Origin of the sequence: Schlesneria paludicola DSM 18645, assembly GCF_000255655.1 — a bacterium.
Classification (GTDB): Bacteria; Planctomycetota; Planctomycetia; order Planctomycetales; family Planctomycetaceae; genus Schlesneria; species Schlesneria paludicola.
Genome location: NZ_JH636434.1, coordinates 1907813 through 1929983 on the forward strand (window position 1 = coordinate 1907813; position 22171 = coordinate 1929983).

The window sequence follows — 22171 nt, forward strand, 5'->3', positions numbered from 1 at the left end:
GGGGATGAGCATGGGGGCACAGCATCTTCATCGGATCGATTGAACTTCGATTCAAGGAATGTTCTATTTTCTTCGGTGTGGTGAATGAAAAGATTCTGCTGATGAAGGGGACCTTGTCATGGCTCGCCTGTCTCGTGCGGAGGTCTTTGCGCCGGATGAGATCGCGATCGTGCATGTCGTGAATCGCGTGGTGCGGCGCTGTTTCCTGCTGGGAACCGACTCGGTGACCGGCAAGAACTCTGACCACCGCAAAGCATGGATCGAGCAGCTTCTCCAGCAGTTCGCGGCGCAATTTGGAATCGACCCTTTGGGCTTTGCGATTCTGTCGAATCACTTTCATCTGATTCTGCGTTCGCGTCCCGATGTCGTGGCGACGTGGGACGATACGGAAGTCGCTCGGCGCTGGCTGATGCTCTGCCCGGTGCGGAAGGATCGCGAGGGTCTCCCCGAAGAACCGAACGAGGCGGAACTGAATTCCCTTCGGAATGATGTCCAGAAACTGGAGACCATTCGGTTACGTTTGAGCGATATCACCTAGTGGATGCGACTGCTTTGCCAGAACGTGGCGGGGCCGCGGAAATCGTGGCCCCGCCACGTTTTGTGGCAGCGCCGACTTGTCGGCTGCCAGCAACGTGGATGGCACCGTCCGTATTTTCAAGTGCACGTATTTTCAAGTGCAGACCTTGATCTTACCGACGTGTGATTCCTTCCAATGCAGTCCCTCGTGAGAGACAGCTTCGAATTCATCTGGTGATGCAGGTCGCGTGCGGACGATATCGCTTTCAGTCGAAATGCCGAGTAGTGCCAGTTTTACGGGAGTGTCCTCCCGTGAACGGCAAAAATGTGCGGATGGTGGCGCCCCGTCCATCCGAGCAACAACCGGTTCATAAGGATTCCCGATGGCCAATTCGAATATTCCCCCAAATGGGCAATTCGTTGTTGATACTGAAAAACAACAGTTGTTCTTTGGTGACGGTGTCACAGAGGGTGGGTTAGTTTACAGAAGCGCTGAGTCTTTGGGAGCCAAACTTCGTAGTCTGGCCGCCGCTGCGCCAGCGACAAATCCCTACGCCAAGCCTCCCATGTTCCGTTTGCTGCCCTGGAAGTACGGCATGATTGTTAATCAGGGAATGATGGTGGCAAACGGTGGCAATGCGTTCGTCGCCTACGCAGCCGGAACGACCGCCACTTCGGGTAACGGCCCGACGAATACGAGTGCATCTGGAGCAGCCGATAATACAACGGGCTGGATTTATACCGGCCCGATCGAAATGACTAGCGATGTCGGAGTCACTGACCCCGCATGGACGGGCTCGCAGGAGTACACCGCAGGGGCACTCGCCATCAACGGAAGCAATCTGTATGCGTGTATCGTAGGTGGCACATCCGCTTCGTCTGGCGGCCCAACGGGCACGGGGGTTGGTATTGCCGACGGCTCGGTGACGTGGAACTACTACGGTCCGGTGCGCTCTCGCACATTTGACTTCGATATCCCAGTCATCACTGCAGGAACAACAGCCCCCTCGGGCCTCGGTAATCTTTACAATGGCAGCGTTGCGTATAACACAGTGTACCCCGGCACTGTGCTGGGAATCTGGCTTGTCACAGGCGGTACAGGCTATGCGGTCGGTGATTTGTACTACCCGAATGGCGGGACATTCACCACACAGGCCTCGTTCAAGGTGACGGCGATTGGCGCTGGTGGAGTCATCACATCCGCCGACGTGCAGCAGGCAGGCTCATATTCAATTGGGCCAACGGTGAGCAATTCGCTTGGGGTGCTGACGCAGGGCTCGACGACTGGCTCTGGTACTGGCGCAACCTTCATTGCTCAGTTTAATGATCCGTTCTTCTGCAAATACCGCGGCATGTATTACATCGGAGATAATGCCGGGATCCTTCTTGGCGGGGCTTATCAGGCGTCTGCGGGGGTAACAAGCTCTGTGCTGCATGGTGCCATCGAATTTTACAGCGACACACCTCGAATTTCTTTCCGCGAAGTCACCAGCACTCAGGACTTTCAGTGAATCGTTGATGGTCGCCGAATCAAGATGGAAGGCCTGCAGCACGATCGCGTGTCAGGGGGCTACATCACACTGGACTGGACGGCATCTGGCGGTCGTAAGCGGCGTTTGTACCGTTTGGAAGTTCGCAACGGCAGCCCGAATTTGCGTGGCATTTATGTCGATACCAGCTCAACGGTTTGGTCTGCTGACGATGCCAACCGGGTGCGGGGCGTTATGATCGCCGATTCCATCTGGGCCGGTGCCAACTTTGGTCCATTCATTCCAGGTGGCTCAGTGTGCAACCTGCTCTCTCACGAGATGGGCTGGAACGACCTTTGGGATTTCGCCCAAGGCGGCACGGGCTACGTGAACCGCGGCAATACTCCTGGAGCTGGCAGTGAGACGTATGGCTATCGCGTCCCACAGGCCCTGCTCACGAAGCCCGACGTTTGGCTGTTGATGGGCACGACGAACGATCAAAACAACTATTCCACATTCCAGGCTGCTGTCACGTCCGCCATTGCCGCAATCCGGGCTGGCTCGAGTGCACCGATAGTTATCTTTGGCTTGTGGAGCATCAACGACACATCGTGGACAGTCGGTCAAAAGATCGCAGACTTCGAGGACTTCTTGAAGGCCGCAGTCGCCTCGTTCAGCGACCCGAATATTTTCTTTGTCCCTGTACGCAACGATCCGACGGGGCCGTGGATCACGGGGACCTGGAACAATGGTTTCAACACGAACTCCACGAACGCAACCGCATATATTGCCAGTGACAATGTGCATCCGCCAGATCCTGGCACGCAATATCTGGCAGCGCGCGTCGCGCAGGCGCTTCGCCAACAAATCCTGCCAAATCTCATATGAAAAATTGGCAGGTGCGCTTCGCCGTATGGCACTTGAGCTTTTCTAGCATGAAAGAATCGAAGGTGGCAGCGGCCCCGAGCTCAAGCGGAAAAATTCTGGAGAGTGGGCTTGCTCACAAAACGTGACAAATCCTCAAATAGGACCTTCGCTCGAGCTGGAGCGAGGTCGATTCCACCGGGGTTGACTCGCATACAAGTACGGGATTCAGGTTCGAAACGAAAGCACAATTGTCGCCGCGACGATCGCATTCAGCAGTGCAAGCAGCGCTGCGCATCTTGGTCCGCCATGTGTTGCCGTAGACACTGGCCGAGCCAATGATCTCAACTGTGATTCCGCCTCGACACAGGTACATTCGAATCGCTGCCGGTCGTCCCGATGACTCGTACCGCTGTCGTGAACCAGCTTATTGCGCATCGTGGCAATGAAGCGCACCTTCTTGACAAGTGTTTCTGGTATCGGCGTATTCTCAGAGTCAACGAGAATAAGTCAGTGTTGGGCTTTTGAACTCCAAAGCGGCTTGATTCGAATATCACGAAACTCCGCGCCGATGACATCGGCACTCTGGAGGAGGATTGGCCCCGGGTCGGCTTCTTGATCATCCAAAAACCCTTGGCCGGTCACACCGTCAATGAATTGGGAGTCGATGATGAGTGTCCCATTCAGTCGAACGGTGACTTTACGCTCTACGAGCCGCACATCGAGACCGTTCCACTTGTTCGGGCCTTTATAAGCATTGACTGCTGGTGGAATTTTTCCCCAAATTGCTCCGGTACTGCCGATCGCGGGTACAGGTTGTCCAGCCTTGTTTCGGTAGTCGGAATCCAAGAGTTGAACCTCGTACCGTCCGCGGAGATAAATTCCGCTGTTGCATTTGGACGGCAGCTTAAATTCCAGATGAAGATCGAAGTCTTCGAATTTCTGATTAGTGACGAGTGAGGGGCCCTTCTTAATTTGCTTGAGCACTCCACGGTTGAGAGACCAATTGGATTTGTCACCTCCCGGTGACGATTCCCAACGCTCTAAAGTCTGTTCTCCAAGAAGGAGGATTTCCTCTTCTGGTTTATCACTTGTTACGCGCGGTCCAGATGACTCAGTTTGAGGGTGATCCAGAGAATTTGACACGACCTTGTCGTTCGAAACATCCTTCACGTTCACTAAGTTCGGCGGTTTCTCCATTGCAGTCTGGGCAGCAGTTCTCATGGGAATGGTGACGGGAACCGGTATAGGCTTTTGCGCTGGAACTCGCGGTGGCTTTGAGTCCACAGTCGGCATCTCATGTAGTGCTGCCACTGGGCCTGCCAGGTCTTGCTGCTGAACGATAGGAGGCTGCTCAATTGTTGTGTGCAGCTTTTGCCGACTCATCAAGTTGAAGGCGAAATACGACATGCCAGCGAATGCAATACAGAGCACCGCGACGATACCGCCGAATGTCTTCACGATGCCGTAGTCTTCGCCGATCGCTCGCCCGGGCTTCGACGCTAGCACTGACCTCGCAGCACTCGGATCAACCTGCCGGCCCTTTCTTCGTTTTGCGAACAAATCAATTCGTCGATCGTATTCTCGTCGAAGGTCATTGTTCAAAAGTGTGAGTTCTGCCTCGTCGATGCACAGCAGAATCTCAGCAACTTGGTCGTCGTATCCAATTCCCCGTTTCGATTCGACAAAGGTCCTACGCTGCTCCGCGGCCGCCAGGATCACTTCGTGATCCTCTTCGTTGAGCTTGATTCCCAACACGTCGTAGTGAGAAGGAGGACGACGAGGTGTCGAAATTCCGAGCCATTTTCGGTAGCCATCAAAGTCATCATTGTGCGACATCGTTCAGACCTTCGAGATTCATCTTGTTTGGAAGGAACTATGCGAGATTTCAATTGGGACGAGTTGCGCAATGAAATTGCCTGGAGCGGCTAGCCGTCCAATTTTCCGAGGCGCCCGTTTGAATCACCAAACTGCGATTCGGACAGCCCCATGCGATCCAGTAAGGAAAGGAAAAGGTTGTTCATCGGCGTGCGAGCGGGGTAGATGATGTGCCGCCCCGTTTGAATTGTTCCGCGGCCCCGCCCTGCCAACAGAATGGGAAGAGATTCATGGCTATGCACATTTGCATCACTGATGGCTCCGCCATAAACGATCATGGAGTGATCAAGAAGCGTTTTTTCGCCCTCGCGAATGCTGTCTAGAGTCTCAAGAAAGGTGGCAAATCGACTGATGAGATATTTGTCGATCTTCTGAACCAGCGCCATCGTGTCTGGCCGATTCTTGTGATGCGAAAGGATGTGATGTCCCTCGTGGACACCGACCATCTGGTACTGACGATCGCTGGCCTCGTTCGCGAGCATGTACGTTGCCACTCGTGTCGAGTCGGTTTGAAACGCAATCGCCATCACGTCGAACAGCAAGCGAATGTGTTCGTCAATGTCAGACGGAATGCGTGAGGGCAACGCAATGTCTGGCCGCACGCGTCGGTCTTCCTGCTGCTCGGACTGGGCGATCCGAACCTCAATCTCGCGAATGCTGGTGAAATATTCATCCAGTTTCTGGCGGTCTGCCTGACCGAGCTTTGCCTGCAATTTCAGCGATTCTGATGACACGGCGTCGAGCACACTCTTTCGATAAAAATCCCGCCGTGCCTGCTCCTGACGACTTTCGAGGCCGCTTCGAAACATCCGCGCGAAGGCGTGCTTCGGATTGATTTCCTTTGCCATCGGACTGGACGCCGATCTCCAGGAAATGTTTGAGGAATAGGCACAGCTATAGCCCGAGTCACACTGCCCCGATGTTCGATTCCGTTCTGTTCCGAGTTCCAGTGAGGCGAGGGGCGTCAAGCGGCCGATGCGCTGCGCGATCACCTGATCAATGGATACCCCGGCGTGGATATTGCCATTCTTCCGGGGATGAGCACCCGTGAGAAATGCCGCGGCAGAGCGGGCGTGGTCTCCGTCTCCGTCACCTTTGGCATTCGCATTGTCTTGCATCAGCCCCGACAGGACGTTGACCTTTTTGCAAACTTTGCCCAACGGCTCGAGTGTGGGTGGGAGGTGTCTCAATGGGCCCTCCGATTGAGGAGTCCACTTTTGCATGATGGCGCCATTGGATGCGAATACGAAGCCGATCCGGAGTGGAAACGCCGTTCCGTCGACACCGTGTGCTCCCCGGGAGCTATTTAGCTCCAACCAAGGTAGCGCCAGAGACACACCCAGCCCACGTAACATCATTCGTCGCGAACAACGGAGTGCTGTCATAGTGTTCTTTCCTCGTCATGTCGTAGGCGGAACGGCTGGCTTTTGACGATCTCACGAATCAACACCGAGAATTTGAACTTGTTGGATTTGAGAGAATTCACGATCGATTCAACCGTACAGCGATCGGATGCTTTTAAACGTCGGCCCAAGGCGTAAGTCAGCATCTTGCTCGTCAATGACTTGGCGAAATCTGACGGTCGTTCTCTCAGCCGTGCGATCAGTTCCTTCGGCCCGCGAAACGTTCTGCCGCCGGGTAACGCGCCGGTCGTATCCAGGGGAACACCATGATCGCTGTTGCGCCACTGTCCAATTGCGTCAAAGCATTCCATTCCGAAACCCAAGGCGTCCATGGTCTGGTGGCACGTCGCACAGCTTGGATTCGCGCGATGAATTTCCATTTGCTGGCGCAACGACAGCGTTGATGGTCCAGAGTTCTCTTGAACGAGCTCCGGTACATTGGGGGGCGCAGGGGGCGGTGGTTGATCGAGGATCACCTCCAGAATCCATTTGCCTCGTTTGACCGGAGACGTACGCGTTGGCGACGAAGTGAGCGTGAGAATGCTTCCCTGTGTCAGAAGACCGGCTCGAGGCTGATTTGACAGGTCGACCAGCTGAAACTCGTTTCCGTCGACACCAGTCCAACCGTAGAAATTCGCGAGTCGCTCGTTGACGAAGGTGTAGGGGCCATCGAGGAAATCAAGAATGCTGCGGTCTTGCCGCAGCACGTACTCGAAGAATGCTTTCGTCTCGTGCTTAAGATCCTCTTTGATGGACGCATCGAATTGGGTGTAGGCCGGATCGGGACGACACTCATCCAGGATTCTCAGATTGAGCCACTGAACCGCAAATCCCTCGGTGAGTGAGGAAGACTTCCAGTCGTGCAGCATTCTCCCCACCTGTTCGTCGATGACCGCGTCGGTATGCAAATCACCGCGGGCCGCTCTTTCGAAAAGATCATCGTCCGGCGTGCTACCCCAGAGAAAGTAGGAGAGCCGGGTGGCAAGTTGGAAATCAGTCAATTCGTGCATGTTTTGACTGTTCACTCGTTGCTGCTCCGGCTCAGGGCGAAACAGAAATTGAGGCGATACCAAAATGCCAGTCAGCGACAGCTGCATGGCGAATTCAAAGGATTCGTTTCGCCGCAGAGCCTGTTCGCCGATCGCCACGAAGACTCGGAGTTCGTCGCCATCAACGGGGCGACGAAAGGCTTTGGGAATGAACCTTCGGATGTTTTCGCGAAGGGCATCATTCGCGCTGCGCCCCTCCATAGGTCGCGCGGTGATCAGCTGTCGAAGTGGTTCCGGAAGGGCTGGACTATCTTGAGCGGCATTAGAAATTGCCGTCGATGCAATGTTTTCAGCCGAGATCAGGTATTTTTCCATGAGCAGCGGCGAAAGCGAGAGCACATCCGCGATGTTGTCGAATCCCTCTCCCACATCGTCGGACGGGAAATCATCGGCCGGCTGAAAGTCGATTCCGAGCAGGTCGCGAATCGTGTTGTTGTATTCGAATCGATTCAGACGCCGTACGGTGACTTTCTCTGAATCGCGGGCTCCGATGCAATTCGTTCGAGACAGAATTCCTTCAACGTGCTTGATCAACTCTTGGCGTTCATCTGAGGGCAATTGCGGTGCCTCTGCTGGCGGCATCAATCCCAATGAAACCAGATTGATCATCCGCTCCCACGTGGCGCGGTCTTGAGAAACAGACTCCTCGTTCTGATAGCTTGCCACCTCAAAACCGCCCTGCGGCTTAGCACCTGCATGACAGTCGCCACAGTATTTTTCCAAGACGAGCCGTGTCGAATCTCGTCGATCGTGCACTTCGGATGAAATCGCAGGAGGATCTGTTCGTTGCTGTACTGATTTTTGTGAGTCCGGCACCTCAAGGCTCAGACGCAGGGTGACAGAAATCAAAATGCCGAATACTGCCGAGAAAGCCCCAAGCAAGAACCACCTATGACTGAAGATCTTCGAGAATGTCGGCCACGTTTGGCCAACGCACCTTGAAGCTGGATCCGCAGATTCCGGACTGAGGACCGGCTTTCGCCGTCTTCGGGGCTTAGGCGCTGGAGGAATCCATTTCGTGATCTCGAAGCCGGTAACTAAACCGTCCTTACCGGCATTTCGAGATTGACGCCCGACAACGAAAGTCTTTCCGCAAGATTCAATCGGGCAACGGCCCTGTCGCCCGATAAAGTGCGCCCCAACTTGGAATTCGAATCCACAGTGATCACAGACCATCAAGATCTGTTCTGGCGGCCCGGCATCCAAGTCTTGAAACGCGCAATCGGGCTCCTTACCAAACTGGGAAGAGATCCCGAAGAGGCCGCTGAGGGATTGCGCAGGACGCTTTCGTGGATCTGAGAGTCGCCAAACGAGGTCGGTTGGTGACAGCCGCTTCGTGTCGGCCAAGAGTTTGAGCTGACGCCACGAGACTGGGCTGAATGTTTTCCCGTCAATTTCGTAGAGCCACTCGGAAGCGTCCATCGAAATGTTTCCCGCAAGGCGAAAGAAAAAGAGCGCCGACCAAGCCCGCTCATCGAACCCCGCCAAGGGCCAACAGAACAGTACCTGACCGACGCCCCTTGCGGGGCGCGGCACAAGCACTGCTTCTGTTGAATACAAGAGCCGAAGCTCAGGTTGGCGGTTTCGATGAAGCAGAGACGCACACGCGTCATTCAAAATGTGACAAGGACACGCATTTTGCGTCCTTGGTTATCTGTCAAATCGATCTCCAATTAGATGATGTTTTCCGGGCCAATCTGGCTCGGTACCTCTCATGCTAACTCAGGAACTTCTCTGACACCACAGATGCATGTCCACGAAACATCCGCTTGCCTCCAATTTTGAAGTCGCAACAAGGAGTCCCAACAACACTGAAACGGCGGTTCGGTGTGTTCGATGAGCTTATTGAAACTGCGCGGGGGACTTCGTGGCTATCACTATGCGCCCCTCCAATAACTAAACTTCTGCTCGAAACGCGTCATAACTATATGAGGGCGTTGTAGCTACGCCGCGTCACATCCAATCACATTTCATCTTGAGGAGATCCGTCAATGTCCCATCTGATTACGATTCAAACCCAAGTCCGCGATTCTGTTGCGATCGCCTCAGCCTGTTCGCGTCTGAGACTGCCACCTCCGGCCCACCGGACCGTGAAGCTTTTTGCATCCGCAGAGACTGGCTGGGCGGTGGAATTGCCAGAGTGGCGATATCCGATCGTCTGCCAGACCGATTCAGGGGAGCTCAAGTACGACAACTTTGGCAGTCGCTGGGGCGATCAAAGCCACCTCGATCGGTTCGTGCAGGCCTACGCCGTGGAAATGGTCAAGTTGCAGGCGCGGCGCCAGGGACAGACCGCGATCGAACAGCCCATGGCAGACGGATCGATTCGAGTGCAAATCGCGGTTGCGGGCTAATTTCCAATATTCATTCAAACATACCTTTTCGAAGGAGGTCGCATGCCTCGGCAGATAGAGATTCTGATCACTCCGACCGGTGAAACACAAATTGTCACGCGGGGCTTTCAGGGCTCCGCGTGTCTCGAAGCGACAAAGGCACTGGAACAAGTCCTTGGGAGAAAGCTCGTCGAGACGCTGACGCCGGATTTTTATCAGGTGCGTGCTGAGGATACCCACATCATGGAACGCCCCGACATGTCTCGCTGATCCGTCGATCAATCGCGTCGTGCGATTCCCACCCCTCTGCGGATCGCGACTGATGTGCGATCCGCTGCCGTTGTCTCAGCGAATTTTCAGATTTAAAGAGTCTTTCTACGCGGGTCAGTCTGCTCTACGAAGCCTGGCCACAGGCCATCGAGCCACTCTATTTCCACCTCTGCCTGGCGCCTGGACACCCCTGGCTTCGCCTTGTCGGTAGAAGCCACTCAGTGTGATTAGTTCAGGACAGCCCGATTGGTGGAGCAGCCTCATCGCAGGAGATCGGACGGGCAACTCGTTGTCCTCACGTCTCAGCTCACACGTCACACAACTACAAAAGGAACTAACAAATGCCCTTGATTGAAACATTAGTTGAATATCTCCGTGCCGCATTCAGCGGCATTTATCTCGAAACATTTGAGCCTGACGAAGCGCTGAGGGAGATCCATGAGCTTTGCCTACGCGAAAATTGGCAACTGGCCACTTGGGACATTGACCGCGGATTAGCGCTGTCAGAGCAAGGAACAATCGCCCCTGGTACGACGGATCCCCTCGCTGCCATCCGCAGCCTGCCCGCCATGGCAACCCCTGGCGGTACGGCCATACTCGTCCTGAAGAACTTTCACAGATTTCTCAACAGCGCTGAGATCGTACAAGCCCTTCAGAATCAACTAAACGCTGGCAAATCAACCCGCGCGTTTGTGCTGATCCTTGCCCCGACGATTCAACTCCCTGCCGAACTCGAACGCCAATTCGTCATCTTGCACCACGATCTCCCGAGCCGTGGCCAGTTGCGCGTCATCGCTCGTGAACTCGTGAGCGATGAGCCAACAGCAATTCAAGACGCCGACGATGATCGAGCGTTGCTCGACGCAGCTGTAGGGTTGACGCGGCACGAGGCCGAAGCTGCGTACGCGTTGTCACTGGCGCGATACGGAGAACTACGACCCGATGCGGTCTGGGAAATCAAAGCCCAATCGCTCAAGAAGCAGAATTTGCTGTCCCTGTCACGCGGAGGCGAAACGTTTGCGCAGTTGGGTGGCATGGAATCGCTCAAGGACTTTTGTCGACGAGCACTTCGCACAAAGAGCAAGCATCAGGCACGTGGAGCGCTCTTACTGTCGCCCCCGGGTTGTGGCAAATCAAGTTTCTGCCGGGCACTGGGACATGAAGTGGGACGCCCGGTCCTGTCACTCGATCTGGGAAAAGTGATGGGGTCACTCGTCGGCGAAAGTGAGCGAAATATCCGGCAAGCGCTCCAGATCGCGGAAGCGATGGCTCCCAGCATCCTGTTTGTAGATGAGATCGAAAAGGGATTGTCGGGCGTCAACGCCAGCGGCGATTCGGGAGTTTCAACACGACTCTTCGGAAACCTCCTGACGTGGTTGTCCGACCATGTGTCCGACGTCTTCTTCATCGCGACCGCCAACGACATTCGCCGAATGCCTCCCGAGTTCACGCGTGCCGAGCGTCTGGATGGCGTGTTCTTTGTTGATTTGCCAACCGCCGAACAACGGCAAGCGATTTGGTCCCTCTATCGCGATGTTTACCAAATCCCCGCGGATGACATTACTCCAACCGACCACGATTGGACGGGCGCCGAAATAAAAAGTTGCTGCCGTCTTTCCGCACTCCTCGGCATCCCGCTCTCGGCAGCCGCTCAGAATGTGGTGCCGGTGTCGATTACCTCTGCCGAATCGATCGATCAACTTCGAATCTGGGCCAGCGGCCGCTGCCTCTCCGCCGATCAGTCGGCGATTTATCAGAGAACGACTTCAAGCTCGAAACGCAGGAAAGTCTCCACGACACCCTCCACGAACTGACCGTAACCGCCTGCTGACACTGCCAATGTTTAACGCCCCTTAATCACCTCAAATCTCACTGAGACGATGTTGCACCAACCTCCTCCAAAAGGAACACCGTGTCTACCATTACAGAACGTTTTCCCATGGCGAACGAAGCGATGCCGCCTGCTGCCGATCGACTGCGGGCGAATATGGCCGCGACGAAGATCTCGTTTAATTGGTATGGGGTGCGCAAAACGCTCTCCGACGCCCAGAAGGAACGTGCCGCCGATTCATTTACGGCGGAAGCGACGTTCTTGTCCGCGGCGAAAAAGCTCTTGGATACTCGGCATGCCGCTTATCAAGCCGTCACCACAGTCCGCGGTCAAATCCTCCAATACTGGCGATCATTGACGTTGCCGTATCCTGAATCGGGCGTGCGGCTGATTCGCCAGGATGATATCGCGGATTTCGATAGTCAGTTGCAGCGTTTTCAGAGGGAGCTGCAAAATGCAGTCGAACAACTCGACTGGAAGTTTTCAGAACTGAAATCCTCTGCCCGACAGCGGTTGGGAGATCTCTACAACAGCAACGACTACCCAGTCTCATTGCGAGATGAGTTTGGTTTCAACTGGGAATATCCTTCGATCGATGTCCCGGATTACCTCCGGCAGCTCAATCCCAGACTTTACGAGCAGGAATGCCAGCGCATTCAAAGCCGGTTCAATGAAGCTGTTGAGCTCGCAGAACAAGCGTTTCTGGATGAACTCGGCAAACTGGTTGGTCATCTCACCGAACGCCTTGCCGGCGCCGACGATGGCAAACCCAAGATCTTTCGCGACTCGGCCGTTGAGAACCTGACCGATTTCTTTCACCGGTTCCGACACCTGAATGTTCGGTCCAATGCGCAGCTGGATGAGCTTGTGGCGCAGACTCAACAAATCATCCAGGGAGTGAGGCCGCAGCAATTGAGAGAGGACGTTTCCCTGCGTCAGCAGATCGGTCGGCAGATGGCAAACGTCCAGGCGTCCCTCGACGGCCTGCTCGTCGACCGGCCGAGACGCTCGATTATTCGCCCCACCCGTCTCGAGGAGCCTGCATGAATCTCGTCATTCACCCATCAGGAGAAGTTACGACAATTTATTCCGAGGTCCTGGACCTCGCTGAACTCGGACGACGTCAGATCGCGCGAGCGAGCTATGTCGAACCCGATCGCATCGGAAACTGGTGGGCGGAAATCATTGATGGACCACGGCTTGGTCCATTTAACCTGAGGAGTCAGGCCCTGGAGGCCGAGGTCAAATGGTTGCTCAAGCATCGGCTCGGCATCGCAGATCCCGAATGAATCCACCATTCCACCACTCATGATTGAGCCATGTTGCCCCGCATTCGCGGGGCTTTTTTGTTTTTACCCCCCCCCAATCGCAAAGGACATCACATGACCGTCGAACAATTAAACGCGGCCGTCGCACGAGCAACCGGAGAGGACATTGACCTGATCGCAGGACGCGGCTTTAGCCTGATCGATGAATGCCCATCAACATCAGACGAAGAATGGGAGGCACTCGCACTCGATTGGGATCGACTCGACGCCGAGCGATGCGGGAACGATCTGTTCATGCACGTTTGAGTGTTCACTTCGAGACTGACAGATTCGTGATCTGGTGCACGTTTACTTTCATTCACGCCAAGGAGCTCGACTTGAAAAACATATCGTATTGGTTCTGGATTGCCGTAGTCGCGTGGTTCTGTTTGTTTTGCTTTTGGGGAGGGTGTCCGTCTGCGAATTCACGAGATCCTTCCAAGCTACTTGGTGTCTGGCGTTCTGCCGGACAAGGGATGGACGTCATTTGGACATTCGAGCCGAATGGATCATTCCGTTATCAAACGGAAGTCCAGAACAGCTGGATGAACCTGTTTGTGGGGAAGGTCGATGTCTCTGGCCAATGGGCGATGGAGCAAAATATCCTGACGATCGAGTTCTCCGAGACCCCACTGAGTGCCACGCTCGCGGGAGGAACCTGGAAAGGGACAACGTCGTCGGTTCACATCCATCGCTTAAATGACTCCGAACTGACATTTTACGATTCCGATCTGAAGTTCCGCCGTAGTCTAGCGCCCGTCAAATAGCGCTGTGACAGCGAGCGGTTAAGTCTGCTGATATTCACGTGTAAGGCTGCCAGACCCGTTGTTTGGCAGCCTTTTGGTTTTGGTTCATTTCTGGGAGACCGTTATGAAAATCAACATCGCGAAGTATTGGCGACAGGCGTTACGAAGAAGTTCGACTGTCCGGTACCTCGTCAGAGCTTTCGATCGCTTTCGCACCTTTCCCATCCGCCTCGCATCCACCGTGTATTTCGCGTCCGTCGGGCTGGTCTGCTCGCTGCTTGCTGGCTGCAGTACAGAATCACTGAATCCCACTCGGACATCGCCTGGCAGTGCCGATGCACCGGAACATTCCTCTTCGCAGTCGTCACCCAATCCCGATCCTCCCTCACGCGCGGGGCGGCGAATCAAGTTCGAAAGCTTCGACGTCAAGTATCGCGGCACCACCCAAATCCTGGCGGACGAAAAAGTTGTCCATCAAAGGCAGCCCTATGAATGAACTCATCAAACTCTACGAGAAACTGTTCTTGCACGGCATCATTTCAGTACTGTTGGCCATGCTTGCGGCGGGTTACGGATTCTGGATTGGCCGGCATCGGTTGGCAATAAATGCCCCACCCACCGTGTCTTCGATCAAGCCCACTGTCATCCAACTGGAACGCCTGGGGCAACTGACGACGGCCCGAATTCACATTATGGATGTGCTCAGCGCGAATGGCGAAGGGTACCGCGGATCGTGGCTTGTCAGTGGTGACGCACTTCTGGCCTGTGATGCCTCAAAGGCGTGCATCGAGAACGTAAATGAGGTGCGACGCACCGCGACGATTCGGCTCCCTGTTCCACAAGTCATTTCGGCGCGAGTGAACCATGACCTCACCAAGACCTGGAACGTCGAACGAACGACATGGCTCCCGTGGAAATGGGGCGATCAAAGCGTACTACGAGATGCGGCGATGTATCACGCCGAGAAGCTCATCGAAAGCGCGGCAAGCTCGGAGCATCACCTCACGTCCGCACAACGGCAAGCCGAAGCGATGATTCAACAGCTATACGAATTCCTGGAATGGAATGTCGAAGTTCAGTGGGACGGCCCGCTGGAACAAACGAACCTGATGGTGACTGAGCGAGTTTCGTCAGAGGATAAGTGAGCGCGCCTGATGCATCCACACGATAGAATTGCTGACGACGCTTCATGCCCGTCAGCTACTCTGTGGTCGCGGTGATTCAATTTCCTCGCACTCGGAAAAATTTCACGTCATGCAATTTTTGATTGATTCCATCGCGGGCTTTTGTAAAATAACCGCCGAGTGAGCTCTGGCAGATAACCCCAGGCTCCAGTGCATTGAGCTCCATGGTGTGTCTTATGATCCATCATGTTTTGGTCGGATAGCCGCCGACGTGTCCTCGTCAGCTGATGTCTACTGCTTCGCGATCATTTGAATCGCGCTATCTGCTTCGCGAGGGATGTTTCCACTCGCAGATACCAACCAGCAACGGCCGCTCGAACCGTTGCCATCTCGCTTGATTGGTTATGCAGAGCAGGAATTCTGATGCCCTTGCATCGCGCAATGATCGCCTGTGTGGCGATGGGGTGGGTTGGAAACTCGACGACGTTGATTAGTATCGCGTACGGACGCGATACCGTCGACCTCGGTGAAGCCCAAACTGGTGGCACGCCGATGATTTCAACGAGTGATCAACGGTCTGCGGTTTCTCATCTGCCCTGTATTCCACTCACTATCACCCCTATTGCCGGCGTGGCACATGCGCGATTCACGTCCGTCCGTTGGGGCCGCACTCGTGACGATGTGAAAGATGGTCGAGTGTCTAAGCGACACGCGTGCAAGGTCCAGCAGAACATCAGCTGTAGGCATCTCCTCTGGCTTAGAATGGAACAGAAAAGAGACTTTCGTTTCCCGCTCTTGGTCAGGACGTCAAGCGTATCCGCAGGGTCGAATCGCTCCGGTCGTCGACAGGCGGCCGGAGAAGGATATGCCAAGACAACCATGGAATCATCGAATTCGCAGAATCAGCCACAACGTGAAAATGAGACTTCCAAAGCTCCTACATCGCGTCGAATGACGCGTGGTGTACTAGGGGGACGACATGAGTTCGTCTCTCAAAATGGTCATCGCGTTCAGATCAGTTTAAGAGATGGCAAATATCTGGCCCGAGGCCGATGGCAAGGTGGGCAATTCGGTAAAACTCTGGGCTCAGACGAAACGAGCGCACAACATGCGATCAACCGTTTGCTCATCGAAATGGATGACGGCACGTATGTCACGCCGAGCCAAACACGCCAACAGCGATTTTCGATTCAACCTCCGCCCAAACATTCCGTGCGAAGTCTTGCGAATGCATTCCTGACAGACAAACGGAAGGTGAATGGACAAAAAACCGCACAAGCCTATGGCAGCCGACTCGAGCATGTCATTCGCTTCGCCGAGATTCCGAAATCTCAAAAGACGTGGCCTTTGGCCGCCGCGGTTAACCGGCAATTTGCCGTCGAGCTGAAGAACTCCTTGTTCACGGAGGAAGTGACGCGAAACGGAAAAGCGGACGGCCTGTGTAAGCGGATGTCGCCCAAAATGGTGAAGCTCTGTTTGGAGGCCGCGCGAACGATGTTTAACTGGGCGGCGCGCACGGACGTGCGACAGTTGCCTCAAGGCTTTGCGAATCCGTTTTCGAACGAGATCGTGGGGGCGAAGCAGGCAAAGGATCCGCTGCGTAAGAATCCCGTCCCTGTCCAAGATCGGATTCGGATGGTCGAACACATGGACGCTTGGCAACTCTGCAATTTGGCGACGCAGATCGTTCTACCGTTGCGGTTCGAAGATCTCGCCGGCGCTAAGATTTCGGACTTCGATTTTGGCAAGAGGCATTGGACGCTCGGTACACGCGTCGGAGGGAGTGACTTCAACAAGGGTCATGTGAACTTCGTACTGCCGCTGCCTCCCGTACTTTGTGAGATTCTTCAGCATTGCGTGGGAGGGCGATCTGACGGCCCGATGTTTCTCTCACGGCGACATCTGAAAAAAGCCCGACAGGAGGGGGCGAAATTTGATTCGCCTGAAGAATTCGAGATGCTTTGTGAGGCCGCGATTCATCGGAGCCCCAAGGAGAATGCTGCGACCGAACAAGATCGCAAAGAAATCATCCGATCGCTCCTTCATGAATGCGGTGCGGTCTCAGTGGATGCCATCGCAAGTGAAATCCGCAAGGTCTACAATTTGGTCGGCATCCCGGCATCGACACGACCTTACCAACTGAAAGAGGCGACGACGACCGATATGAACAACGCGGGTCTGCGTCATCTGGAACATCGCTACCTGACGGGCCATTCGGTGAACGATATTTTGAATGAGTACACCAGCCTCGACCCGCACTCAGAAATGGACAAGTACTTTCGGAGTATTGAGCCGTTGCTGAATGCGATTCGCATCCGAGGCTCCGAGTTGGGAATCATCCGTGGAAAATTTTCCGCTTGATGTGAAATGTTGCCATGCGTAGTATTCGGACGTCGATAATCAGATTGGATTTCACACGAGTTTGGCTGGTGCACGAGTGGTGCATATCTGGTGCATACGAGTGTTTTCAGGTAGACGACGGGTAATCTGACGATCGACATGAGTTTTGAGTTTTTGGCTTATTTTCATGGGTTTAGCATCAGGATCGTGCGACGATCGTCAAAGGTGCTGGCATCAGAATAACGGATTTGGAGAGTCCCACCCTCTCCGCTGAGGCTACGCTGCAGTAGAACAGAGTAAGTAGAGAGTAGAAAAAGCAGTTTGGCTGTGAAGTCTCGCGACCTACGGCGGTCTACTTTCTACTCACCACGCTCTTCGCGTGAGAATCGCGAATTCACTCCAAGACGCCGTGGAAAAAAGTTCCAGTCTGTCTTGTAGATCAGAATTTACCGATCCCCTGGGCTGAAACTACGCTGCACGGCCCAGCAGTCCTCTTCTGTCAAACGATAAATGTAAATCGAGTACCCCGCGGTCGCGACCGGCTCGAATTGTTGAAAATATGTGTAGGCGTTTTCTGGAGAGCGCCAAGGAAGGCCTCGCAACAGCGTTGTGCTGACTGCGTACCATCCCGGCCCCAGCTTATTCCCCACTGGGGCCGGGAGCGGACTGCCAAGGCCCGAAGCTGTGTCCGAATCCACGGGCGCACGCAACGCATCGCGGGTCGCCGGAAGGGTCCAATCAATTCCGGCATACTTGGGATCAAAGTATGCGTAACACGCGAGCTTCAACGGTCGCGCCTCTGGATGCTCGTCGAGCCAATGCTTGAGGTACAACAGGTCCTGTCCCCAATCATGTGCGCTATATACCATGTGGGATGGTCCTGCATGCGGCCCACCGACGATTTCATTGAAATAGGAGAGGCTGTGCGGGTACGTCCAGAGGCTACTCGAAACAAACAAGGTGAGTGATGTCACTGCGATGCCGGAATAGACGCGACCTTTTCGAAATGCCGCCGGGACTGCTCGACTGATCCAGATGAACACGAACGGTAGCATCGGCAATACATAGCGAAAATGGATCGTGAACGCATTTTGCCAGCTCACAAGGCCCAGTAGCGTGATTGCGGGCGAGAGGAGTACAAACGAGTCGCGTGCGCGTGATTTTCCTCGTTGATCGCGCGGCAACAGAAGTGCCAGCGCGAACAGCCCCCAGAACCCGACAGGCATCTTGACGACCAAAGCGTACAGATAGAAGTACCACCACCCGTGCTCGCGAATCTCGCCACGCAAGTACGACGGCCACGGAAAATGCTCCAGATCCCTCTTTTGTTCATCGACACCACGTACATAATTGCTCGGTAGCGGCACAGGCAGCTTGCCGAGCCAGGAGCCCGCGAAGCGGTTTGACGTGGCCACGGTGCTGTCGGGGCCCTTCAACGCGCGACTCACGAAGGTGAATGTGCCAAGTCTCCGGCCGGTTCCCTCAAAACCGTAGCCCAAGTTCAGCAAGTAGAGCGCGACTAGGAGCATTGTTACGAGTTGCATCGCCTGGCTCATCCAAGAGCGACGCTGGCGACTTCGCTCGGCGAGCGTGAAACGCTCTTGCCTTTGCGACGCGGCTGAAGCGGAACTCTGGTCCGTGGCTGCGATTTGCAGCGGACTTCGCTCGCTTTCGCTTCGGGGAAGGATCGGGTCTGCGGCGCTCTCACGACGGGCTGCGCCCGCAAAGGGGGGCGAATCGAGATTGCTGTTGGCAGGCTGCGCTTGCCTCAGATCCCTCGCGATCAGACGCCATACCAGCCACAGCGCCGGCCAGAGCGGGATTAGGATCAGCCAGGAGCTTTTCGTCAGTTCGGCCAATCCCAGCACTGCTCCGGCGGCGAGGGCGAAGCTCCAGTTTGGCTCGCGAAGCCAGCGCCAGAACAGATACCCGGCCGCCACCCCCAGGGCCGCTGCCGCGCAGTCGGGCGTGATCATCTGGCCATACGCCAGGATCTCCGGACAGAAGCAATATAGCACCAGCGCTGTCAAACCTGCGAACTCGCTGCCAAGTCCGTCGCACTGATTGCCGATCCGTCCCGCCGAGCAGCCCGCACCGTGTAGTTCACGTGCCCAGCACCAGCACACGTAGCCCCCCAGAAGAGAAATCGGGATGGTCGCCCAGCGGGCCAAAGTGAGCAACCAGAACCCTCGCTTCCCGTTTGAGGCGATGAAATCCTCGCCAATCTCGAATTCTGGTCGTCCGCCGGGCACGTCAAGAGAGCTTTCTGAATCCATTTTTGAGCCGACTGCCAGGACTGGCATCGCCGCAATCACGCGCACGAGTGGTGGATTGACGCGATAGAGCTCAAAACGCCCAAATTTCCAATGGCTGATCCCCGCCGGTAGATGCGCGAGTTCGCAGAAACCGGGACTGTGCTGCCAAGCCCCCCACGCGAGCAGTGCCGCATGCGTTGCCAGCAATCCCGCAATCAATCCGAATCGCCAGTGAGTGACCCTAATCCTCGCTCCACCCTCCGGCGTGCGAACCGGCTGTTTGGGGGATTGGAAAACGCGGACTGCCATCCAAATAAGCCTCCTTGCGGACTTCCTTTTTCAGAGGTGCCGAGAGCCGTTCAGTTCATCTCGTGAATATGCATGCGGTCGTCAGTTTCTGGTAAACTATACGCCGCAATATTGAAACTCACCCAGGCGTCGTCTTCTCCCGATACATTCTGAGAGCATGAAGCAGATGAAACCATACTTCGGGCGGCAGTGGATCCGCGCTGCGCTGCTGCACGACGTCGGTCAACGCGCGAACCGTCCGCGTGACCCATTCTGAGCCCAATTCGGCAGGATTGAGCCACAACACTAACCATTCTAAAGAGTGGCCAGTGAAGTGGAGCTGATCAATCACGTCACTGTGCGTCTCATCGCCCACGAAAGTACCGTCCGGGGCCTGGCTGCGTCTGAGTCTGGCCACTTCGGCGTCTAACATCTCGTGCGCTTTCGTCTGAGAATCCTTCATTGTCAAATCACCCGTTGCGCGGGTCAGCGAAAAGGCAATTGCAAATAAGCTATGGGTTCCCCAACAAGATGACTTCCGGCGGACGTCTATGGGTATTTCCAATTCATGTTGTATGAGTTTCTGCAGCGACAATTCCTCTCCATACTGATTCCGCCAGATCTCGCACGGTTCGATATACGCCGCTGCCGCAATGAGCCCGTATGCAGAATCTTCACCACGATCAAGTTCCCACTTCATTGGGTCTACAAGGTCACGTACTCGATATCTCTGACCATCGACGAACAGTTCCTGGTCGACGGTTACGCCTATTTCCGCAAAGTAAGCCAAAAACTGAAATCGATGCTGCTCGATCGTTGCGCGTCGCGGGCTCCGACGAACGCGGATTCCGTCTGGCGAGTGTTCAAACACGGATCGCCCGTTTTCTTCGAACAAGTACGCAGCGATCGTGATCCTACGATGTGAGTCTACAGTCACCTCGTAGTCCATGCCGTAGGCAAGCGCGGCATGAATCAGCTCCCAAGGGGTGCTGATGTGGGTGGTCAGCATAGACCTTTCGCGGGCAACGCGAAGTGCACAATCAACGTCGGAAGCTGTCGATGCCACGGTAAGCCGCTGTTCGCTACCTCCTCCCCAAACGGGGGTGGCCGTGCGAACTTCGCAACCGCACGATAGGAATGCAGTGGCCGCGATGACGCTCAATGTCATGCGCAATTTCCAATCCTTTTCCTTCAGGAATTCCGGAATTCCAATCCGCAGTCGGTTCGACATCGTTATCGACCAGTCGAACCAATCCGAATCGGGATTTCGAGCTGATCGTTTGAACTGCCGGATACGGACACGAGGAGTCTGCGAGCATCATCTTCTTTAGGCTGGCCCACAACGCGCAGGACCAATTCGTACCATTTTTCTCCCAGGCCTTTCGGACATCTAGGATCAGGTCGGATCGAGTGCATCAGGAATGCGGGGCATTCCGCAACTTGTGGTTCAGCATCAGCGCCCTTGACGACGAGTGTCAATTGAAGCTGACGCCCTTCGACTGAGGTACCGTCGGGTGCCGTTAACACTGCAGAAGCCGGCAGACACCGCAGGACTCCGCGAACGGCAATATGCACCGGAAGTATCAACGTGGTTGTGTCACCGGCTTGCTCGATGACGAACCGTACCTCGCCCTCGATGTGTCGATGGGCTTTCGATGTATTGCAGGTAATCAAATATGGCAGTTCGCCGGCAACGGCAATTTGATTCGCCGACGCAGCATGGTGGTTGTAAATAGCGGCTTTGGACTCTGCTTTTTCGACAGTTATCTCAGGAGTGCTGACTTCTATCGCGCGAACAACCGGCAGTTGACTGCGATCACCTGCGGCATAGACGACGGCGACACGCGAGGAGAATGCATCAGATGGATCGACTTCTCTGTTCACAACCGCCGGGGATAATTTGGGTGGGTGCTCTCCAAACCATGTGACGATGAGATGGTGAGGACTATCGGGTGAATTGGATGTAACTGTAACGCTTGCGCTGCTTGGTCCAGGCGACGTGACGTTGACAGCAATAATCACATCTGCCGAGGTTGAGGGCAGTATCTTTTGGGTTCGTCACCAGTTTCTGTGGGTGAGTAAGGATCGTTTGAAGATGAGCTGCGCTCAGGTTCGGCAAAAGGGTGTCGCCCCTTCCGCCATCGCCTTCGATCGCCACTGCAGGTGTGAGGGCGATGCGAAGGCGATGGCGGAAGGGGCTGAGCGAATCCTTTGATAGAAGGAATGCATCCTGTGATCCAGCGGTTACGATTTGAGTTACCACACTTAAAACGTCACCGGGACACACAGGATGCAATTGAAAACGATCCTCAACCACGTCGAGAAACACAAGTCATTTGTCTATGGAACCATCGCATTTTGCGGGAAAGGAGACGATTTGGCGATCGAGGTCAGTATTCAGAGCCGCCGAAACAGTCGCCCGATCTGCTCAGGTTGTGGTCGTCCAGGTCCACAATACGATCGCTTGAAGCCCCGTCGATTCGAGTTTGTTCCTTTGT

General features: G+C 55.0%; 19 protein-coding genes and 1 pseudogene. 15 read left to right on the forward strand and 5 right to left on the reverse strand.

The window, feature by feature from the left end:
• Positions 1 to 118: 118 nt before the first annotated feature.
• From OSO_RS0109365 to OSO_RS0109375, 3 genes are all read left to right on the forward strand, one after another.
• Positions 119 to 538: a hypothetical protein gene (locus tag OSO_RS0109365; protein WP_010583140.1), complete on the forward strand. Its 420-nt coding sequence runs from the start codon at positions 119 to 121 to the stop codon at positions 536 to 538.
• Between the two features lie 361 nt (positions 539 to 899).
• Positions 900 to 2027, forward strand: coding sequence for a hypothetical protein (locus tag OSO_RS0109370; protein ID WP_010583141.1), 1128 nt, complete (start codon positions 900 to 902; stop codon positions 2025 to 2027).
• Between the two features lie 24 nt (positions 2028 to 2051).
• Positions 2052 to 2873 carry an SGNH/GDSL hydrolase family protein gene (locus tag OSO_RS0109375; RefSeq protein ID WP_010583142.1) on the forward strand — a complete coding sequence of 274 codons (822 nt, stop codon included), beginning with the start codon at positions 2052 to 2054 and terminating at the stop codon, positions 2871 to 2873.
• A 486-nt stretch (positions 2874 to 3359) separates the two neighbouring features.
• Here OSO_RS0109375 and OSO_RS47700 read toward each other — a convergent pair whose 3' ends face one another.
• The 3 genes from OSO_RS47700 to OSO_RS42825 all read right to left on the reverse strand — a co-directional run bounded on the left by OSO_RS47700 (position 3360) and on the right by OSO_RS42825 (position 7935).
• The gene (locus OSO_RS47700; protein ID WP_010583144.1) at positions 3360 to 4688 is read right to left on the reverse strand and encodes a 3-keto-disaccharide hydrolase; all 1329 of its coding nucleotides are present in this window, start codon (positions 4686 to 4688) and stop codon (positions 3360 to 3362) included.
• An 89-nt stretch (positions 4689 to 4777) separates the two neighbouring features.
• Entirely contained in the window at positions 4778 to 6112 is a 1335-nt protein-coding gene (locus OSO_RS0109390; protein ID WP_010583145.1) for a DUF1552 domain-containing protein, read from the reverse strand.
• Positions 6109 to 7935, reverse strand: coding sequence for a DUF1592 domain-containing protein (locus tag OSO_RS42825; protein WP_237729268.1), 1827 nt, complete (start codon positions 7933 to 7935; stop codon positions 6109 to 6111). The genes OSO_RS0109390 and OSO_RS42825 overlap by 4 nt, the downstream gene beginning before the upstream one ends.
• A gap of 1235 nt (positions 7936 to 9170) precedes the next feature.
• Between OSO_RS42825 and OSO_RS0109400 the strand changes: the two genes are divergently transcribed.
• From OSO_RS0109400 to OSO_RS0109450, 10 genes are all read left to right on the forward strand, one after another.
• Positions 9171 to 9533 (forward strand): hypothetical protein, encoded by a 363-nt coding sequence (locus OSO_RS0109400; RefSeq protein ID WP_010583147.1) that lies wholly within the window; start codon positions 9171 to 9173, stop codon positions 9531 to 9533.
• A 42-nt stretch (positions 9534 to 9575) separates the two neighbouring features.
• Positions 9576 to 9782 (forward strand): DUF2997 domain-containing protein, encoded by a 207-nt coding sequence (locus OSO_RS0109405; RefSeq protein WP_010583148.1) that lies wholly within the window; start codon positions 9576 to 9578, stop codon positions 9780 to 9782.
• Between the two features lie 341 nt (positions 9783 to 10123).
• The gene (locus OSO_RS0109410; RefSeq protein ID WP_010583149.1) at positions 10124 to 11596 is read left to right on the forward strand and encodes a Ycf46 family AAA ATPase; all 1473 of its coding nucleotides are present in this window, start codon (positions 10124 to 10126) and stop codon (positions 11594 to 11596) included.
• Positions 11597 to 11721: 125 nt separating this feature from the next.
• Positions 11722 to 12660: a hypothetical protein gene (locus tag OSO_RS0109415; protein ID WP_010583150.1), complete on the forward strand. Its 939-nt coding sequence runs from the start codon at positions 11722 to 11724 to the stop codon at positions 12658 to 12660.
• Entirely contained in the window at positions 12657 to 12902 is a 246-nt protein-coding gene (locus OSO_RS0109420; RefSeq protein ID WP_010583151.1) for a hypothetical protein, read from the forward strand. Before OSO_RS0109415 ends, OSO_RS0109420 begins: the two co-directional genes overlap by 4 nt.
• 93 nt (positions 12903 to 12995) lie before the next feature.
• Complete coding sequence (locus OSO_RS42830) at positions 12996 to 13187, forward strand: hypothetical protein (RefSeq protein ID WP_010583152.1); 192 nt, start codon at positions 12996 to 12998, stop codon at positions 13185 to 13187.
• 71 nt (positions 13188 to 13258) lie between these two features.
• Entirely contained in the window at positions 13259 to 13687 is a 429-nt protein-coding gene (locus OSO_RS0109430) for a hypothetical protein (protein ID WP_157605113.1), read from the forward strand.
• Between the two features lie 103 nt (positions 13688 to 13790).
• Positions 13791 to 14162 carry a hypothetical protein gene (locus OSO_RS50715; protein WP_010583154.1) on the forward strand — a complete coding sequence of 124 codons (372 nt, stop codon included), beginning with the start codon at positions 13791 to 13793 and terminating at the stop codon, positions 14160 to 14162.
• Complete coding sequence (locus OSO_RS0109440) at positions 14155 to 14811, forward strand: DUF4230 domain-containing protein (RefSeq protein WP_010583155.1); 657 nt, start codon at positions 14155 to 14157, stop codon at positions 14809 to 14811. The genes OSO_RS50715 and OSO_RS0109440 overlap by 8 nt, the downstream gene beginning before the upstream one ends.
• A gap of 858 nt (positions 14812 to 15669) precedes the next feature.
• A complete protein-coding gene (locus OSO_RS0109450) occupies positions 15670 to 17151 on the forward strand; it encodes a site-specific integrase (protein WP_157605114.1) in 1482 nt (493 codons plus the stop codon).
• Between the two features lie 425 nt (positions 17152 to 17576).
• Here the strand turns inward: OSO_RS0109450 and OSO_RS0109455 are convergent, their stop codons facing one another.
• Both OSO_RS0109455 and OSO_RS50720 read right to left on the reverse strand, forming a co-directional pair.
• Positions 17577 to 19694, reverse strand: coding sequence for an ArnT family glycosyltransferase (locus tag OSO_RS0109455; protein WP_010583157.1), 2118 nt, complete (start codon positions 19692 to 19694; stop codon positions 17577 to 17579).
• Positions 19695 to 19812: 118 nt separating this feature from the next.
• The gene (locus OSO_RS50720) at positions 19813 to 20463 is read right to left on the reverse strand and encodes a hypothetical protein (RefSeq protein WP_157605115.1); all 651 of its coding nucleotides are present in this window, start codon (positions 20461 to 20463) and stop codon (positions 19813 to 19815) included.
• A 779-nt stretch (positions 20464 to 21242) separates the two neighbouring features.
• On the opposite strand from OSO_RS50720, the gene OSO_RS50725 reads away from it, so the two are divergent.
• Positions 21243 to 21572, forward strand: a complete 330-nt coding sequence (locus OSO_RS50725) for a hypothetical protein (RefSeq protein ID WP_157605116.1) — start codon at positions 21243 to 21245, stop codon at positions 21570 to 21572.
• Positions 21573 to 21963: 391 nt separating this feature from the next.
• Positions 21964 to 22171 (forward strand): annotated as a pseudogene (locus OSO_RS51900) (ISL3 family transposase); the annotation flags it as partial.

Excerpts from the sequence above, each read along its gene's own strand:
- OSO_RS0109375 (WP_010583142.1), top strand. The coding sequence starts at position 2,052 with ATGGAAGGCCTGCAGCACGATCGCGTGTCAGGGGGCTACATCACACTG.
- OSO_RS0109420 (WP_010583151.1), top strand. The coding sequence starts at position 12,657 with ATGAATCTCGTCATTCACCCATCAGGAGAAGTTACGACAATTTATTCC.
- OSO_RS42830 (WP_010583152.1), top strand. The coding sequence starts at position 12,996 with ATGACCGTCGAACAATTAAACGCGGCCGTCGCACGAGCAACCGGAGAG.
- OSO_RS0109365 (WP_010583140.1), top strand. The coding sequence starts at position 119 with ATGGCTCGCCTGTCTCGTGCGGAGGTCTTTGCGCCGGATGAGATCGCG.
- OSO_RS0109415 (WP_010583150.1), top strand. The coding sequence starts at position 11,722 with ATGGCGAACGAAGCGATGCCGCCTGCTGCCGATCGACTGCGGGCGAAT.
- OSO_RS0109440 (WP_010583155.1), top strand. The coding sequence starts at position 14,155 with ATGAATGAACTCATCAAACTCTACGAGAAACTGTTCTTGCACGGCATC.
- OSO_RS0109410 (WP_010583149.1), top strand. The coding sequence starts at position 10,124 with ATGCCCTTGATTGAAACATTAGTTGAATATCTCCGTGCCGCATTCAGC.
- OSO_RS0109405 (WP_010583148.1), top strand. The coding sequence starts at position 9,576 with ATGCCTCGGCAGATAGAGATTCTGATCACTCCGACCGGTGAAACACAA.
- OSO_RS0109455 (WP_010583157.1), bottom strand. The coding sequence starts at position 19,694 with ATGGCAGTCCGCGTTTTCCAATCCCCCAAACAGCCGGTTCGCACGCCG.
- OSO_RS0109450 (WP_157605114.1), top strand. The coding sequence starts at position 15,670 with ATGGAATCATCGAATTCGCAGAATCAGCCACAACGTGAAAATGAGACT.
- OSO_RS50725 (WP_157605116.1), top strand. The coding sequence starts at position 21,243 with ATGCACCGGAAGTATCAACGTGGTTGTGTCACCGGCTTGCTCGATGAC.
- OSO_RS0109390 (WP_010583145.1), bottom strand. The coding sequence starts at position 6,112 with ATGACAGCACTCCGTTGTTCGCGACGAATGATGTTACGTGGGCTGGGT.
- OSO_RS0109370 (WP_010583141.1), top strand. The coding sequence starts at position 900 with ATGGCCAATTCGAATATTCCCCCAAATGGGCAATTCGTTGTTGATACT.
- OSO_RS0109400 (WP_010583147.1), top strand. The coding sequence starts at position 9,171 with ATGTCCCATCTGATTACGATTCAAACCCAAGTCCGCGATTCTGTTGCG.
- OSO_RS47700 (WP_010583144.1), bottom strand. The coding sequence starts at position 4,688 with ATGTCGCACAATGATGACTTTGATGGCTACCGAAAATGGCTCGGAATT.
- OSO_RS50715 (WP_010583154.1), top strand. The coding sequence starts at position 13,791 with ATGAAAATCAACATCGCGAAGTATTGGCGACAGGCGTTACGAAGAAGT.